This is a genomic window from Fibrobacter intestinalis (assembly GCF_900167415.1).
GTDB classification, from domain to species: Bacteria; Fibrobacterota; Fibrobacteria; order Fibrobacterales; family Fibrobacteraceae; genus Hallerella; species Hallerella intestinalis.
This window is the reverse complement of record NZ_FUWU01000027.1, coordinates 1-15,031: the sequence shown is the minus strand read 5'-3', so window position 1 is coordinate 15,031 and position 15,031 is coordinate 1. Positions and strand designations below refer to the sequence as shown.

Below are 15,031 nucleotides of genomic sequence, written 5' to 3'. Positions count from 1 at the left end.
TTGGGACTGAAGCAACTTGGAGAAGCGGAAATTCCAGGCCTCCAAGGATTCATTTGTATATAAATTCCTTTTTTTCATCTTGGCTAGAAATACCGACCAGCCGATATCTGGTGCTGCGGCCTTTTGCCTTTGTTTTTTTGAGGATTCCTTTTTCAACGAGGTCCATCAAATCGCGTAAGGCGGAATCGTGCGAAATGCCGGATAGTTTTGCCCATTCCGATGAGGAAATTTCCACAGAAGAGTTTTGCAGGAAACCGTTGTCTTGGCGCAAAATTTTCAAGAGGCGCATTTTACGGTCGGAAAGAGCAATTCCTTCAATGGATAGCGACATTGCCGCCTCTGAAAATTGTGGCGAAAAATGATTGGTGGCGCACTCTATAGCGGCATTTAATTTTTCGATGAACCACAAAAGCCATTCTGTAATTTCCCCGTCCCCTTGCTGAACTTTTAAAAGTTTTTCGGCATAATCCGCAGGATTTTTCAATAGTTCGGAAAACAGGGAGTAAAACCGATTGTGCGAATTTTCGCTACGGGAAAGTTGGATGTCGGAAAGAAGTCCGGCAATAGCTTTGTTCCCTTTTTCAAAAGGGCAGATGGTGAGAAACCAGAAATGCGCGATGGCCGCTTTTAATACATAGTCCATTTCTGCCGCATTGAAAAATTTCAGAAAAAGGGAAATTTCCTTTGCGATGCGCTCCGGTTCCACTCCGGGTTCCGCGCTTTCAGAAGTCCTAAAATGCCCGCCGCCTTTTATGCAGGCTGCGTGCCATTCGAGCAGGTTTTCTTCGGAGATTTCTTTTTGAAAATTCCGGGAAGCCCCCATGAAGGTATCGAAAGCTTTTTTTGAAAGTTCTGCCGATTCCGCTTCGAAGGATGCCGCCAAATCCCTGCGGGAACATTCCTCTGCGTCGCACTTGTCCAGAGCCAGGGAAGCGATTCCCGTCAAATAACCTTGTGCCATCCGGACGCGCCCAAGCGAAGTGGTTACCTTTTGCTTGTAACGGAATTTTGTCCAATCGGGATATTGGTAAATATAGAGCATTTTCGCTGAACAATATACCTAATAATAAACCGGTGTGTTGTAGGAGCCGATGGCCATGATTTTGAAAGATTCGATGGATCCCGGTTCGAGTTGTGTGTAGATTCTGATGGCGACGACTTTTTTCAAAAATTCGTTCAGGGGAACTTCTGTTTGACTATCAAGGCTCGCCCAAGAGTTAAAATCGTTCCAAGAAATTTTTATGGCGTTTATGCTGCCCTGACGGGGGATATTTGCAAAATAGTTGTCGCTTTCCAGATAGTTTTTTTCATTTTCAGGGACTAATTCAATGATTGCTGCCGGACCGCTGTAGGCGATGCTGATTCCGCCCCAACCGGTAATATCCCCGCCGACGGTATCGCTGTCCGTGACGTTGAATCCGACGCCGATGAAAGGTTTTTGATAGCTGCTGTCGTTAAAATGCAAAGAGTCGCCCAGAACGAATTCGCCGCAAAGACCATTGCAATGCTCGATAACCGGATCCAGAGCCTTGTCATCGTATTCGTTCCCGGTTTCCACCGGCCATTTGATTCTTGAATTTCCTCCGAGAGAGCTGTCCGAGTACACGAACCATCCACCAGCGTTTTCACTGTACTGGTTGTATTCCGTCTTTACTCGGAATTCACTGGCGTTGCCGTACCAGGACATTTCGGAAACGAGTTCTTCCCATCCGTTTTTCTGGCATACATAGGCGATGTTGCTGTAAGGGCCAATTTCCATTTTCCCGATGTTCGAAGAATCGCAGATCATTCCCTCGTAGATGTCCCTTTCTAGCAAAGACAAATATTGCCAATTGTTTTGGCTGCATTTGTAGTAATTTGTCGAAGTGATATAGTGAACGCAAGATTTGTAGTGATTTACTTCGATTATTTCGCCCTCGTTCGATTCGTCGCATGTTTTATCTTGCGTATCGTAGTCCAGTCTGTAAGATTGAATCCAGGAACCGTTCTCGCATTTGTAATATTCTTCGGAAATTTTACTCTCCTCTATTTTTCCCTCGTTTTCCGCAGTGCATTTTTGACCTTCCATCGCGTAATCCGCTTGATTGGGGCTTGCCCAACCGCTCGATTTGCAAACCTTGTCCAGCCCGGAGATTTTTCCTTGGATAATTTCCCCCTTGTTCGAATCGTTGCAAGCAATTCCGTAGGTGTCGTATGCCCAAATGGTGAGGACATCCAGCGAGTCCGCCGCTTTCCACGTTTCATGGAAACAGACGTATTTTTTTGCGGTGGTTGCCTGTAGGAAAAGATCCCCTTCCGAGCATTTGGCGGGATTCGCCGTCGTCGAATCGGTTGTGGGAATCGTGTCCGCAAGCGAACCATAGAAAGTGCCGAGCGTATCGCTTCCGCAGATGATTTCATAGCCTGTACTGTCGCCGAGTTCCTCGAACTTGCAGGAGCTTTCCGCAAGATTCCCGATGGAGCCTACGACCGTTCCGTTGCAGATAAATTCAAAATCGGAGCCTCCCTCTATTTTTTTAGCTGTACATTCCATCGCTGTATCGGAATCCGCAGGAACGTTTCCTGTTGCGGAGCCGCTGTCGAAACAGGCGTTCAGGGCGAAAATGGAGAGGAGAATAGCCGCTTGCTTGCAAAATTTTGTCGCTTTCATGGAGGGCTTCCTTTCTAGCTGGGATGGCTAAAGTTGTTGTCAACTTTCCGTTTAAATTTAAAACTATTTACCTAGAGTAGCATCGGTTGTTTGTGTATTTTCAACGCAAATTTTGCGTTGAAAACAAATATAAAACATTGACTAAATAAAATTTCTTTTGAAAATAGTGAGAGGAAAAGCTGTTGAAGCTCTTCTGAATGTCTGAATTGTTTTTTTGCAAAAAAACAAGATTGGCTAAATTTTAATAAAATTTGAAATATTTAGTCATTCTACGCACAAATTGCGTATAAAATAAAGAATTTTGGAAAATCTTTGAATCACCTATTGGATTTTGCCCAAAAGCGATTTATCTTTCCGTTGTCATAGAAATCCCGCATGGCGGGAAAAGGAATTCAAATGTACTATCCTTCTATTAAAGTTCTCGATTGCACCATCCGTGATGGTGGCCTTGTAAACAAGCACGATTTCAGTTTGGAATTTGTCCGTCGCCTTTATCAGCTTTTGACCGTTGCCGGCGTGGACTACATGGAAATGGGCTACAAAAATTCTCCCGATCTTTTTGACCCGAAAGATTACGGTCCGTGGAAGTTCTGCGATGACGATTTGCTTTGGAAAGTGCGCGACGGCATTGAAAGCTCTGTGAAATTTGCCGTGATGGCGGATGTCGGCCGTGTCAATTTGAAAGCGATCAAACCCGCTTCCGAATCTCCATACCAGATGTTCCGCGTGGCGAGCTACGTGAAGAATATCGACAAGGGCATCGACTTGGTGAACACCTTCCATGATATGGGCTATGAAACGACCTTGAATATTATGGCTGTCAGTCGCGATCGCGGTCCGGAACTCGATGAAGCGCTTGACCAGGTGGAAAACGAGTGCAAGGCGGACGTCCTTTATCTGGTGGACTCCTTTGGACATTTCTATCAGGAAGACATTGACCAGTCCGTGAAACGCTACCGGGAACACGTAAAAACGAAAAAGTTCGGATTCCACGGGCATAACAACCAGCAGCTCGCTTTCGGCAATACGATTCAGGCGATTATCAATCATGTGGATTATCTGGATTGCACGGTAACGGGAATGGGTCGCGGCGCGGGAAACTGCACAACGGAACTTCTTTTGAGTTTCTTAAAGAATCCCAAATACGATGTGCGTCCCGTATTGGATGCGATTACGGAATTGTTTGTGCCGCTTCGCCAGAAATACGAATGGGGCTATATCATTCCGCAAATGATTACGGGTTCTTTGAACTTGCATCCGTCTTCGGCGATCGATTTCCGCAAGGGACCGGAAAAGGATATGTATCGAAAGTTCTACGAAATGATGATGAACGAATTGAACATCTAACAGTTGAAAAGGAAAACGAAGCCGCTGCAAAGCGGCTTTTTAAATTCACGGAATTTTGGCTATTGACCGCTCTCGATAAAGCTAAAATGGATTTCGTTGAAAATAATAAATTTGACTTGGATATTGGACTTTATCGAAATGGCTATGCAAAAAGAAATTCTCGATCTCTGTGAACGCGTTTCTCATGTCACCTACGAAAATCTGACAAAAATCATCCGCTATTCTCAAGCGAAAAGCGCTGATGCGGCACGCAAATTGGACGACAGTTATGAAAATGATTTGGACGCCTGGATGGGCGGCGGAACGTGCTTCAGTTTGACCTGGCATTTATATCAGGAACTTCTTCGCATGGGATACAAGCCGAAACTTTTGATGGGCGACAAGCGTATTGAAAAGAATGTGCACTGCGCATTGCTTTTGCCGCTTTCCGAAAAGCGCTATCTGTTGGATCCCGGCTATTTGATTTTTGATCCGTTGGAAATCCCTGCCGAAATTCCGATGCAAAAGACGCAGGCATTTTTCCCGCTGGTTCCGAATGCGGTGCGCTTGGAACTTTTTAACGGCGTTCTCGGGCTTTTCACGGGTTCTGCCAAGGGACCGCTGAAATTGCGTTTTGAATTTGATATTCGGGGAGTTGGCGAACAGGAATTTCAAAAACACTGGAGCGCATCGTTTGATAAGGAAATGATGACTTATCCGGTGTTGAACAAACTCGATAGAAAAAACGGCATCCAGTATTATTATCAAAAAGGAAACTTGCTTGTTCGTGATAAGAACGGTTCGCGTTTGGAACAAATTGCTCCGTCGGAGCGAATCGAAAAGTTGAATGCGATTTTCGGGATTGGGCGGGAGACCATTGAGCGCGCATTGGGCGTGTTGAAAGAATTTTGATTTTGAAATGGCGTTAGTGACCGAAGCCCGGACGGGTTCGGACTCGCCGAAGGCTGGCTGAACGGACGGCGCGCAGAATGTGCGGCGATAACGCGAGGGCACGGCACGCCGCAGGCGGGCAACGCTATGGGTTTAAAAACAAGAAAGCCCGGCAAAAAATTGTCGAGCTTTTCTTTTTGGGAATGTTAATTTTGCAGGTTTACGCTGGCGTTTGCTGCGCCGTATAAACTGATGCTGTAATCCTTGATGACATAGATCGGCATTTTCTTCAAAAGCGGCAAGATGTTCGGGTTGTAATTTTGTTCAAAATATTTCATGAACAGGTTTTCTTTGATGAGCCAGCGCAAATCTTTTTGCATGGCTCCGCCGGCAAGGTAGAATCCGCCGAAAGGCAAGAGCATGGCGCAGACGTCGCTGGCGTAACGGGCGAGCATTTTGACCCAGAGAGTCATCATTTCTGCGGCGACGGGATCGGTATCGCTTGCCCGGCTGATGTATTTGGGGCGGTCGCTCCAATCGGTCGCTTCAATTTTCCGGAAGGCGTCGTTGTCCGGAATGCCGCGGGTGTCGCGCCACCATTCATACAGGTGCGCAAGCCCTTGCCCTGCGCAGAGCGGTTCTACGCCGGGAACTTGGCCGATGCGCTTTTGCATGTAGTCTCTGAAATCCTGGGAATCTTTGTCGAACGGCGCAAATGAGATATGCCCGCCTTCGGAACTTGCCGGGATGTATTTTTTCCCGTCGAAAACCAAAAAGGATACGCCCATTCCGGTTCCCGGTCCGATGACCGCTTTTGTGGAAGGCTTGGAATCGGGAGTGGTGCCGTCTAAATGGGGCATTTTGTAAATCTGTTCCGAATCGTTTACGTTCAAAGTCGGAATGCCGTAGCTGATGGCGACAAAATCATTGACGACCAGAACGGGAATGCCGAGTTTTGTGGTGAGTTCGTTTCCGTCCACGCGCCAGGAGAGATTTGTCATGACGCAGCGATTTTCGGAAACGGGCCCGGCGGCACTGATGCAACAATGGCTGGGTTTCAAGTCCGCGCGTTTTTCGGCGGCAATGTGAAGGGTTTCCGTAATCGGGGCTTCTAGACCGGAAAGATTCCCAGAAGCGTAGTCCGCTTTTAAAACCAGAGTGAATTTTCCTTCTTTATAGGCGACAAGTCCAATGTTTGTGTTGGTTCCGCCCACATCGATTGCCAAGACCAGTCGTTCAAATTCCGCTTCGGGATTGCACCATTTTAAGTCCATAAAAACTCCATCATGTTAAAGGCCGCTTCTAAAAATTCATTTTCAAAAAATCGGTCGCAGAGCTTGTCGAAGCATCGCTTGGTCTCTTTCGATTTTTTCAAAGTTGTTTTTAAAATCGCCTGAAAGTAATATATCTAAAATTTAGAATGGAAGGAACTTTCTGAAATTCGCCGCTGCCTTTTTGGGAACGATTCCGGCTTTGAATCGATTTTTGATTCTTGCCACAAGGGGAATCTGTTATGCTGGACACGTTCGTAAACAAATTTGGGCTTCGCTTGGATTCCATACGGGGATGTGGGATTATTTTAAAAACGTTCCCCTCAAAAGGAGGCTGTTATGATTTTTTCTGTTAAACGTTGTGCGCCGATTTCGGTAGCTTCTCTGCTTGCGGTTTCTTCGGCTTTTGGAGCGACCGCTTTTATTAATCAAATCGGTTACCGTTCCAACGATGCTAAGGAGTTCACTATTGCAGATGCTTCTGGCACAGTGAAAATTCTGGATGCGTCAGGACAGGTGGTGTTGAGTGCTGTGCCTTCGGAAGTTTCTTATTGGGCGCCGAGTGGGCAAAATGTGCAGCGGGTGGATTTTTCGGAATTGAAACAGCCGGGAACGTATTCCATTCAAATTGGCGGCCAGATTGTTCGTAGCGATTTGAAAATAGTCGATGATACTTTTGAAGAAGTTTTGAAAGCTTCGCTCAAGTGGTATTATTATCAGCGGGCGTCTATGGCTTTGGAAGAAACTTATGCGGGGCAGTGGAAGCGGTCTGCGGGGCATACGACGGGCAGCATTTCTTTACACAGTTCTACAGGGGAGTCCGGAACCATCCAATCTTTGAAAGGCTGGTATGATGCGGGCGATTACGGTCGCTACATTGTGAATTCCGGCATTACGACCTACACGCTGCTTTCTTTGTATGAACATTTTCCGACTTATTTTGGCACGTTGAAATGGAACATTCCGGCGGATGGCGCTTTGCCCGATTTGCTCGCCGAAATCAAATACAATTTGGATTGGATGCTTTCGATGCAGGCGGCGGACGGCGGAGTCTATCATAAATTGACTTCTTTAAGTTTTCCTGGCGATGTGATGCCCAGCAGCGACAAGTCGGCCCTTTATGTGATTGGAAAGGGAACTGCGGCATCTTTTGATTTTGCGGGAGTGATGGCGGCGGCTTATCGGGTTTATAAAAAATTGGATGAGGCTTTTGTTGTTCAATGTCTGGAGGCGGCAAAAAAGGCGTATGCTTGGGGAGTGCAAAATTCGGATGCCGCTTTCCATAATCCTTCGGACGTTTCGACGGGGGAATATGGTGACGGCAATTTTGATGATGAAAAACTTTTATAAATTGACTTCTTTAAGTTTTCCTGGCGATGTGATGCCCAGCAGCGACAAGTCGGCCCTTTATGTGATTGGAAAGGGAACTGCGGCATCTTTTGATTTTGCGGGAGTGATGGCGGCGGCTTATCGGGTTTATAAAAAATTGGATGAGGCTTTTGTTGTTCAATGTCTGGAGGCGGCAAAAAAGGCGTATGCTTGGGGAGTGCAAAATTCGGATGCCGCTTTCCATAATCCTTCGGACGTTTCGACGGGGGAATATGGTGACGGCAATTTTGATGATGAAAAACTTTTTGCCGGAACGGAGATTTTTATTTCGACGGGTGACGCTTCTTACAAGCAAAATGTAAATGAAGGCAACGTGCCGAATTGGGGCGACGTGTCTGGACTTGCGATTTATGGCGCGGCGACTCATGAAGCGGAAATGGGGAATACGGCGCTTTCGGCAAGGCAAGTCCTTTTGGAAAAAAGCGATGCCTTTGTGGATAGGGCGAATTCCGGTTTTGGCGTTGTCATGGACGAGCGGGATTTTGTGTGGGGTTCCAATGCGGTGGCGGCAAATCAGGGCGTCTGGCTTTTGTATGCTTACTATTTGACGGGCGAGAAGAAATATTACGATGCGGCTCGAAAGGTTTTGGATTATCTGTTGGGCAAGAATCCTTTGAATCTGTCGTTCTTGACGGGATTTGGAACCGTATCGCCGAAGTATCCGCATCACCGTCCGAGCACCGCCGATAAAATTGCGGCCCCTGTGCCGGGAATGCTGGTGGGCGGCCCTCAGCCGGGTGGCGAAGATATCGGGTCGGAAAGTTGGGAATGTTCCGATTATCGGACGGGATTTCCGGCGACGTCTTATGTAGATAACCGCTGCAGCTATGCTTCGAATGAAGTGGCCATCAATTGGAATGCGCCCTTTGCTTATTTGGCTGGCGCTATCGAAGCTTTGAATAGCGGGCATAAGCCGGATTTTGCCGAAGGAAGCACCGCGCTGAAGACCGTTTTGGCGAATTCAAAAGTAAACAAGCAGCCTGTTCGTCTCTACTTTAACGGAGAAAAAGTCTTTGTGGAAAAGAATGGCAAGCGTTTTGATTTGAAAGGGATGCGCATTCCGTAATCCGCGGATGAAATCGCGCTTTTGCTTGGAAACGGAACGCTTTGGGAATCGGCTTCAAAACCGATTCCGCTCAAAAATTATCCTATATTTTCGGAACATTCGCCGGTATGGAATCGGCGTTTTAAAATGGCGAAGAGGATGATGGAAAACTTTGAGTGTGCCGAAAAAGAATGGGATTTAGAGGCGAGTTGCCAAGCGGCGGAGACTTTTGCCGAAAAGGGCGATTTTGAAAATTCCTTTGATTCCGCATTGGACGGTTTGCTGCATTTTAAGCATACCGATACGCATTCCGAAGAATGCTACAATCGTCTGTTGAAATTTTTATTCGCCTCTTCGCAAAAAATTTGTGCATCGACGGATTATGATTCTTCAATAGATCAAATGATCGATGACGCAGAAAAGAAATTCGGGGAAAAATTTCCCGAACCCGAAGAAAATGGGGATGCGTATAAAAGATTGCGGGAACTTGTTCGTTTTGAAATGCGGCATCAAGCGATTCTTTGCGGGAAAGAATATGAAATTTGTTCTACCGAAGAAAATTTTTCCCGGGCTGTGGGCAAATTTCGGGAAGAGCTGAAGCAGATAGTTCCCGAATCCCAGCAGGAAGTTTTAAATTCCATCGGCTACTCGCTCTATTCCGATTTTTTTGATTTTTTTGTACGCGGTTCGTTGGATATGATAGCCGATGCGAAAATTTACAAGTCGAAGAGATTTCGCCCGTTGCAAATTCACGCTATGGGAAAGGAAATTCGGACTTATATCAATGTGGTGGCGCAGCAAAATGCCAAGCCCCAAAAATCGCAGACCGTTTCGGATTGGTTCCGGACGCTTTTCGTTCTGCCAGCATTCCTTTTTAAAAAGCTGTACGCCATCAATATGGTTGAACTGTTTGCTGTTTCTGAAGAGCGCGTCGCCGAAGCCGAAAAAATGTTCCGCATCTTTGAAAGAGATTTTGCGGTCTTGGAAGCGGCTGGCGAATATGAAATCTTAAAAGCCTTTTTAACGGAAATGCATCTTGCCGATTGCCTTACCGTTCGCGTCAAGGTGAAAGCCGACGCAGAAAAAATCCGCATCAGTTAAAGTCTGGCGTTTTGACGCTCCTGCCGTTTTCGTTTTAGGCAATGGAGCCGCCAACGGAATTTGTAATAGGCGAATCGAAATTTGTCCGCTATTTTTTGGCGAAGCGGATGTTTGGATTCATTGAGCCAGCGGAGGTCAAAATCGCTGTCGGGAGAACCTTTTTCTCGAATCCACTTTTCATAATCCGTCAAGAGGGCGGTTTCGGCGTTGCCATCCCAAAAGAAATAGGCTTCGCCGCGTGTCCATCTTTTTTGCAGAAGTTTCCGTTTGACAAAGCCGCGCTTGTCGGCGATGAGCTCCGGGTAAGAAAATAGCACGGGACGTTCCGTGTGGATTAACGCTTCCAAGGAAAATCCCAGCTTTCGCATGGCCACGCTGAATCCCACTTCTTTTTGGGCGACTGCTTCGTAAAAGCTTTCGCTGTCGGGTTCGTTCAGTAGGCGTTCGCAAAAAGCGCCGATTGCCGAAGCTTTTAAATACAGGAAAAACGATTGCAAATGGGGAGCCATTTCGTCGTTTTCTGTGAGGGAAACGATGTCGGCGGCATTTTTTTCGGCAGCGTGGAATATCTGTACAAAGCGGTTTTGAAAATAGACAATGGAATCGTTGATGAGAACCAGGCGTTCCCATTCTTCCCTGCGGAATTTGGCCGTGTAAGCGATGTAGCGCCGCCACATTCCAAAATCATAGCCGCGGTTTTCTGTAAAGAACAATTCGATTTGATGCGATTTGAAGAAGGCGTGCGCCGAAGCATCCAAGTCGCGGGAATTGGTCAGATACGCCACGGAAAATCCCGTTTGGCAAAGTCCTTCTAGCGCGTAGCGGATATATCCCGGAAGGGATTCGCCTGTTTGGTAGGAGGCGTACAGGATTTTGCGCAAAGGGGAGGGCTGGGGCATGGATTAGCGTTTCTTCATGTGGATTTTTCCGGAATCCCGGCGGGAGTTTCCGAAAGTAGAATTTTTCTTTCGGGTGAATTTTTTCCGCCGCGAATTTTTGCGCTCCGAAAAAGCGTTTTCCCGTTCGTCGAACCCGCTGTTTTTATTTCGGGATTTCCGAGAGCCTTTTTCCGAATTTCGGGAACTCGGCGCGCGGTCGGATTTGCGTTTGTTCGCTTTCCGATCTTTGCCGTAGGCTTCACGGATTTTTTTGCGTTCTCGGGGACGGATGCTTTCGAGTTCGTTTTCGTCGGGCTGCGAAACCAGTCCCAATTCTTCGGCAGCTTCTGCGCGGTCTTTTGTGGGAATTTTGGAGAGGCGACCGTCCGAAATTTTTTCAAGGATGGCAAAATCCGCTTCGCCGCGGACAGGATTGGCCCGAAGCAGTCGAACTTTGACTTTGTCTCCACGGGCAAAAGTTTTGCCGCTGCGTTTGCCATAGACGATTCCTTTGTCCGGGTTGAAAACGTAATAGTCGGAACCGGCGATGTCGCGGAATCGCACAAGGCCTTCGGCGCGCGGGTCATCGACGCCAACGTAAACGCCCCATTCCTGAATGCCTGTCACGGTCGCGTCGAAGTCTTCGCCCAAGTGTTTGCGAAGGAGCCATGTCGCGCAGACTTTGAGGGACATTCTTTCTGTCTTTTGATTTTTGACTTCGTTTGCCGAAATTTCGGAGCAGACGGCGACCACGTCCCAAGCGCGCTTCGCGTCGGTTTCTGCGGGGGACTTCCGGGACAATTCACGGTGGCACCAGAGATCGGCGTAACGGCGAATCGGGCTGGTGAAGTGCGCATAGTCTTGCCAGTTAAGAGCGAAGTGTCCAAAGCAGTTGCTGTCGTAATGGGCTTTTTGCATACTGCGAAGAATGCGCACGGTCAGTTCTTCGTCACCTTTGGCGCGTTCGACCAGATGCTGGTATAGTTTAAATACGTCCGGATTCAGGTTGGTGTCCCCACGCCGGGGCTTGCCGAGTTCCCGCAAAGAAATCGGGCTGTCTTTGAACAAGTCCGGCAGCTGGTAATACAGCTCCATAATGTCTTTGGTATCGGGTGCTTCGTGAATCCGATAGACTCCTTGCAAATGGCGGCGTTGCAATTCCTGTGCGCAACAACGGTTTGCAATCAGCATACATTCTTCAATCCAATGGTCGGATTCGTTGCCCTCTCTCGGAACGATTTTTTCGGGTTCGCCGTTCTCGTCGAATTTACAGCCAAGTTCGGTGCTGCCCAGTTCCAAAATTCCAGAGGCTTGCCGGTTTGCTCGCAAAAGATCGGCGACTTCCTGAAGAGCTTTGACGTGTTCGTCTCCGGCTTCTAGACGTTTCACCGCTTCGCCGTAAGTGATGCCTGCCGTAATGTTCACCAGGCTCTTTTTGAATTCAAAAGATTGTACGTTGGCGTCTTTGTCGAGTTCTATCAGGCAGCTGAATGCCAGACGATCCACGCCCTGATGCAAAGAGCAGAGGTCGCTGGAAAGGCGATCGGGAAGCATGGGCACGGCTGTCCACGGCAAATATTGCGTAAAGCTGCGCGTAATCGCTTCGTCGTCGAGCTCGCTGCCTTCGGGAACATAATGGCTGACATCCGCAATGTGCACGCCCAGATGGAATCCGCCATCAGCTCTTTTTTCCACGGAAATGGCATCGTCGTGGTCCATGGCACCGTCCGGGTCGATGCAGAGGATGTACAGGTTCCGCAAATCGAGTCGCCCATTTTTTAAATCCGCTTCGGTCGGTTCTTTCTGCTTGTTCACGAAGTCCATGATGGAATCGGAAAATTTGGACGGAAGCGAAGCGTCCTTCATAAATTGGGCGGTGACATCTTTCCAGGAAAGTTCGCTTTCGGAAGCGGAACGATCGACTTTGGCGAGCATCGAATGTTTTAATTTCGGGTGCGGATAGAGTGTAAACGCAATCGTTTCTCCGTCTTTTCCGGGCGCTTTGCTGCGGTGCGCCATTTCGTAGATTTTTCCGGTTTCTAATTCCGTGACTTGCCACCAGTCTTTTCCGTCGGGGCTTAAAACGCCGCGGCGAACTCGGATTTCTTCGGCTTTGGAGGCTTTTCGTCGGCTGGCGGCTGCGGGTCTTTGGCTTTCAAATTCTTCCGCTTCGTTCTTGTCTTTCGGGATTCCTGTTCCCGGCGTGTATTCTTTGCTGCTTGTTCGGGCGAGCGAACCTTCGCTGACCATTTCGGCGAGGAGCTGTTTGAATGCCAATTTTTTGTGCTTGGTAATGCCCATCGCTCTGCGTAGTTGGCTGCCTATCATCGGTTCATCGCGCACGACGGCGATAATCTGTTCTTTAGAGGGCAAATTTTCCATAATGAATCTCCTTACATTCAGAAAATAGGTTAATGCTTGGGCAAAGGCAAAGCTTTTCTTGGAGAAAGAAACGGAGAATGGAAGATTTTTGCAGAATGGATTCCATTTTTAGTTGAAATTTCAGATTTCCAACTGGTGTGGCAATCAATAATCCTATACGTCGTTAAAATTCAAACAATACATCAGGAAAATCCTTAGAACTTCTCATTCTTATTATTTTCGTGACAACACTTGTTTTGACGCCATCGGCATCAACGTCAATGATCATCCTGCTAAGGTTATTTTCAACATCATATTCAAATGTAGTCAGCATGGATTTGCCGTCTTCTTCAGACGCATATTTTTCAATGCGTTTCTTTTTAGAGTTGTAGAAAAGAGAACCCTTGCCGCCTTTTATTGAGTAAAGATTTTCACTGACAAATTTCGGAGTTCCCCATTCGCCCGCATCAAGCGGATTAAACTGAGCGTAGCTCATCGCTTCAAGGGCCTCGCCGTTATAGGGAAGAACCTGAGACTTGTTGGTCTTGAGATCAATCACTTTTATTTTAGAACCATTCACAATACTTCGCTGGTTCATGAAAGAGGCGTTAATCTCCGTGTAAATTTTGGAAGAGCCTTTTTGTACAATGTAAATGGAGACGCTTTGAGAGGTTCCCATTACATTCACGGTTGTTCGAATTTCCATTTCAATGGAATCCTTGGCAAAGGAACTTTTTTTCAGGTCGTTTCTTACTTGGTCAAGGGTAAGCGCGAATGAAGAAATTGCAAGAACAAGCGTAAATATGATGATCTTATACATTTTCAACTCGATTTTTAGTCTTTTATACAGCGAATTGAATTTTTATGCGACGAGGAAACCTCGTCAACATCCGTTCCAATAAATATCGCATACGCCAATCCTGATGTTCGCATTGTTGATGTCAAAAATAGGGCATTTTGATACATATGTATACTTCCACTGGGTTGCTGTACACCCCCAGGTAAAGTCCGAAAACCACATTCATCAATTCCGTTACCGCCACTATATTCGTGAGTCCAAAGTTCCGTACTTTTTAATCTTTTGGCAGTTTCTTTGTCATTATATTTCCCTATAGCGGCAATCATTCTAGTCCATTCTTGTTCACTCGGAACATGCCATCCAGTCGGGCAAATAGAATCAACCATTGCATAATTCATCGGACCGGATGTCCGGCCATCTTCCAACAACGAATAAAGACGGCCCCAAAGGTCACAATTTAATTCATTGTTGTCATAGCAAGCACTATATTCTGCAACATAGTTCAAGTTCTGAGCCATCCACACCTGATCACCTATGGTCGTGTATCTATATTCTTGTCCATCACGTTCATCTATGAACGTTCCGCGATTCGCCATGCCGTAGGCATTCACGCCATCTTCGGGACAAACATCCTTCGCGCTCCAACTGTTGCTATCGTCGGAACACGATGCTAGAAAAACTGCAAGAGAGATTGATAAAAGAGTTTGTTTTACCTTCATTTTGATTACCTCTATTTTAATAGTTGCCATGTTAAAATACGAGTCCCTTGACGAAGAATGAGATAGCATCCTGCCGAAAGACTAAAATTGGATTATATTTACAGCATGCTCCCCTTCATTCCAAGTTCCGTTGAACAAGGTCGCCATAGGTAATCCTGCTGCATTTACAACCTGTAAAACATAGGAGTCCCTAGAAGATACATTCACATAAATTATTTCTCCATCACGATAAATATATTCTCCTGTATTCTCAGCAATAGGATAATCAACATCAAATATCGGACTTGGGGCATGCCCCCAAAGCAAATTGCCTGACAAATCTAGAATTACGACCGAGTCGGTCTTAACCTGTTCATATCCGGTAATTCCATGGTACGAGGGGTCATCCGCAACATCAAAAGTTTGAGAATAATCCGTATGATAAATTTCAAACTTTGCCCCGTTGCCGTAAACAGTTTTTTCTCCTGGATTAAGGATAGTATTAGGATAAAGGACGGACACATAGTATAGTCCTCCCTTAAAATCTCGTCCAGCCCGCATAACTATTGGGAAAAACTGATTTCTACCCTGTGAAAATATTGCAAGGATTTCTAAAATATGA

Annotated in this window: 13 protein-coding genes; 5 read left to right on the top strand and 8 right to left on the bottom strand. The window is 46.7% G+C overall.

Going from position 1 to position 15,031, the window contains the following annotated elements; translation table 11 throughout:
- Positions 1-49: 49 nt before the first annotated feature.
- Complete coding sequence (locus B5D40_RS08470; RefSeq protein ID WP_078776577.1) at positions 50-1,042, bottom strand: Fic family protein; 993 nt, start codon at positions 1,040-1,042, stop codon at positions 50-52.
- Between the two features lie 18 nt (positions 1,043-1,060).
- A complete protein-coding gene (locus tag B5D40_RS08465; RefSeq protein ID WP_078776576.1) occupies positions 1,061-2,650 on the bottom strand; it encodes a hypothetical protein in 1,590 nt (529 codons plus the stop codon).
- 396 nt (positions 2,651-3,046) lie between these two features.
- Between B5D40_RS08465 and B5D40_RS08460 the strand changes: the two genes are divergently transcribed.
- Both B5D40_RS08460 and B5D40_RS08455 read left to right on the top strand, forming a co-directional pair.
- Entirely contained in the window at positions 3,047-3,997 is a 951-nt protein-coding gene (locus B5D40_RS08460) for an aldolase catalytic domain-containing protein (protein WP_078776601.1), read from the top strand.
- A 138-nt stretch (positions 3,998-4,135) separates the two neighbouring features.
- Complete coding sequence (locus tag B5D40_RS08455; protein WP_073304712.1) at positions 4,136-4,888, top strand: hypothetical protein; 753 nt, start codon at positions 4,136-4,138, stop codon at positions 4,886-4,888.
- 185 nt (positions 4,889-5,073) lie between these two features.
- Here the strand turns inward: B5D40_RS08455 and B5D40_RS08450 are convergent, their stop codons facing one another.
- Positions 5,074-6,141: a glucokinase gene (locus B5D40_RS08450; protein WP_073304714.1), complete on the bottom strand. Its 1,068-nt coding sequence runs from the start codon at positions 6,139-6,141 to the stop codon at positions 5,074-5,076.
- A gap of 336 nt (positions 6,142-6,477) precedes the next feature.
- Here B5D40_RS08450 and B5D40_RS08445 point away from each other — a divergent pair, with 336 nt between their 5' ends.
- The 3 genes from B5D40_RS08445 to B5D40_RS08435 all read left to right on the top strand — a co-directional run bounded on the left by B5D40_RS08445 (position 6,478) and on the right by B5D40_RS08435 (position 9,673).
- On the top strand, positions 6,478-7,488 hold the full coding sequence (locus B5D40_RS08445; RefSeq protein ID WP_078776575.1) for a glycoside hydrolase family 9 protein: 1,011 nt from the start codon (positions 6,478-6,480) through the stop codon (positions 7,486-7,488).
- Entirely contained in the window at positions 7,469-8,593 is a 1,125-nt protein-coding gene (locus B5D40_RS08440) for a glycoside hydrolase family 9 protein (protein WP_233134310.1), read from the top strand. Before B5D40_RS08445 ends, B5D40_RS08440 begins: the two co-directional genes overlap by 20 nt.
- Before the next feature lie 138 nt (positions 8,594-8,731).
- Positions 8,732-9,673, top strand: coding sequence for a hypothetical protein (locus B5D40_RS08435; RefSeq protein WP_143394484.1), 942 nt, complete (start codon positions 8,732-8,734; stop codon positions 9,671-9,673).
- Here B5D40_RS08435 and B5D40_RS08430 read toward each other — a convergent pair.
- From B5D40_RS08430 to B5D40_RS15655, 5 genes are all read right to left on the bottom strand, one after another.
- Positions 9,670-10,572 carry a rhamnan synthesis F family protein gene (locus B5D40_RS08430; protein ID WP_078776572.1) on the bottom strand — a complete coding sequence of 301 codons (903 nt, stop codon included), beginning with the start codon at positions 10,570-10,572 and terminating at the stop codon, positions 9,670-9,672. The two genes, B5D40_RS08435 and B5D40_RS08430, sit on opposite strands and share 4 nt — an antisense overlap.
- Positions 10,573-10,575: 3 nt before the next feature.
- Positions 10,576-12,933, bottom strand: a complete 2,358-nt coding sequence (locus B5D40_RS08425) for a ribonuclease R family protein (RefSeq protein ID WP_233134311.1) — start codon at positions 12,931-12,933, stop codon at positions 10,576-10,578.
- 163 nt (positions 12,934-13,096) lie between these two features.
- The gene (locus tag B5D40_RS08420) at positions 13,097-13,732 is read right to left on the bottom strand and encodes a hypothetical protein (RefSeq protein ID WP_078776570.1); all 636 of its coding nucleotides are present in this window, start codon (positions 13,730-13,732) and stop codon (positions 13,097-13,099) included.
- A gap of 14 nt (positions 13,733-13,746) precedes the next feature.
- On the bottom strand, positions 13,747-14,460 hold the full coding sequence (locus tag B5D40_RS08415; protein WP_158222170.1) for an FISUMP domain-containing protein: 714 nt from the start codon (positions 14,458-14,460) through the stop codon (positions 13,747-13,749).
- Between the two features lie 51 nt (positions 14,461-14,511).
- A partial coding sequence (locus B5D40_RS15655; protein ID WP_159446924.1) for a hypothetical protein occupies positions 14,512-15,031 on the bottom strand: 520 nt, incomplete at its 5' end.

What these genes read in the sequence shown, in the direction of transcription:
- B5D40_RS08455 (WP_073304712.1), top strand. Translation starts at nt 4,136, where the DNA reads ATGGCTATGCAAAAAGAAATTCTCGATCTCTGTGAACGCGTTTCTCAT.
- B5D40_RS08470 (WP_078776577.1), bottom strand. Translation starts at nt 1,042, where the DNA reads ATGCTCTATATTTACCAATATCCCGATTGGACAAAATTCCGTTACAAG.
- B5D40_RS08435 (WP_143394484.1), top strand. Translation starts at nt 8,732, where the DNA reads ATGATGGAAAACTTTGAGTGTGCCGAAAAAGAATGGGATTTAGAGGCG.
- B5D40_RS08440 (WP_233134310.1), top strand. Translation starts at nt 7,469, where the DNA reads ATGATGAAAAACTTTTATAAATTGACTTCTTTAAGTTTTCCTGGCGAT.
- B5D40_RS08445 (WP_078776575.1), top strand. Translation starts at nt 6,478, where the DNA reads ATGATTTTTTCTGTTAAACGTTGTGCGCCGATTTCGGTAGCTTCTCTG.
- B5D40_RS08465 (WP_078776576.1), bottom strand. Translation starts at nt 2,650, where the DNA reads ATGAAAGCGACAAAATTTTGCAAGCAAGCGGCTATTCTCCTCTCCATT.
- B5D40_RS08430 (WP_078776572.1), bottom strand. Translation starts at nt 10,572, where the DNA reads ATGCCCCAGCCCTCCCCTTTGCGCAAAATCCTGTACGCCTCCTACCAA.
- B5D40_RS08425 (WP_233134311.1), bottom strand. Translation starts at nt 12,933, where the DNA reads ATGGAAAATTTGCCCTCTAAAGAACAGATTATCGCCGTCGTGCGCGAT.
- B5D40_RS08420 (WP_078776570.1), bottom strand. Translation starts at nt 13,732, where the DNA reads ATGTATAAGATCATCATATTTACGCTTGTTCTTGCAATTTCTTCATTC.
- B5D40_RS08450 (WP_073304714.1), bottom strand. Translation starts at nt 6,141, where the DNA reads ATGGACTTAAAATGGTGCAATCCCGAAGCGGAATTTGAACGACTGGTC.
- B5D40_RS08415 (WP_158222170.1), bottom strand. Translation starts at nt 14,460, where the DNA reads ATGGCAACTATTAAAATAGAGGTAATCAAAATGAAGGTAAAACAAACT.
- B5D40_RS08460 (WP_078776601.1), top strand. Translation starts at nt 3,047, where the DNA reads ATGTACTATCCTTCTATTAAAGTTCTCGATTGCACCATCCGTGATGGT.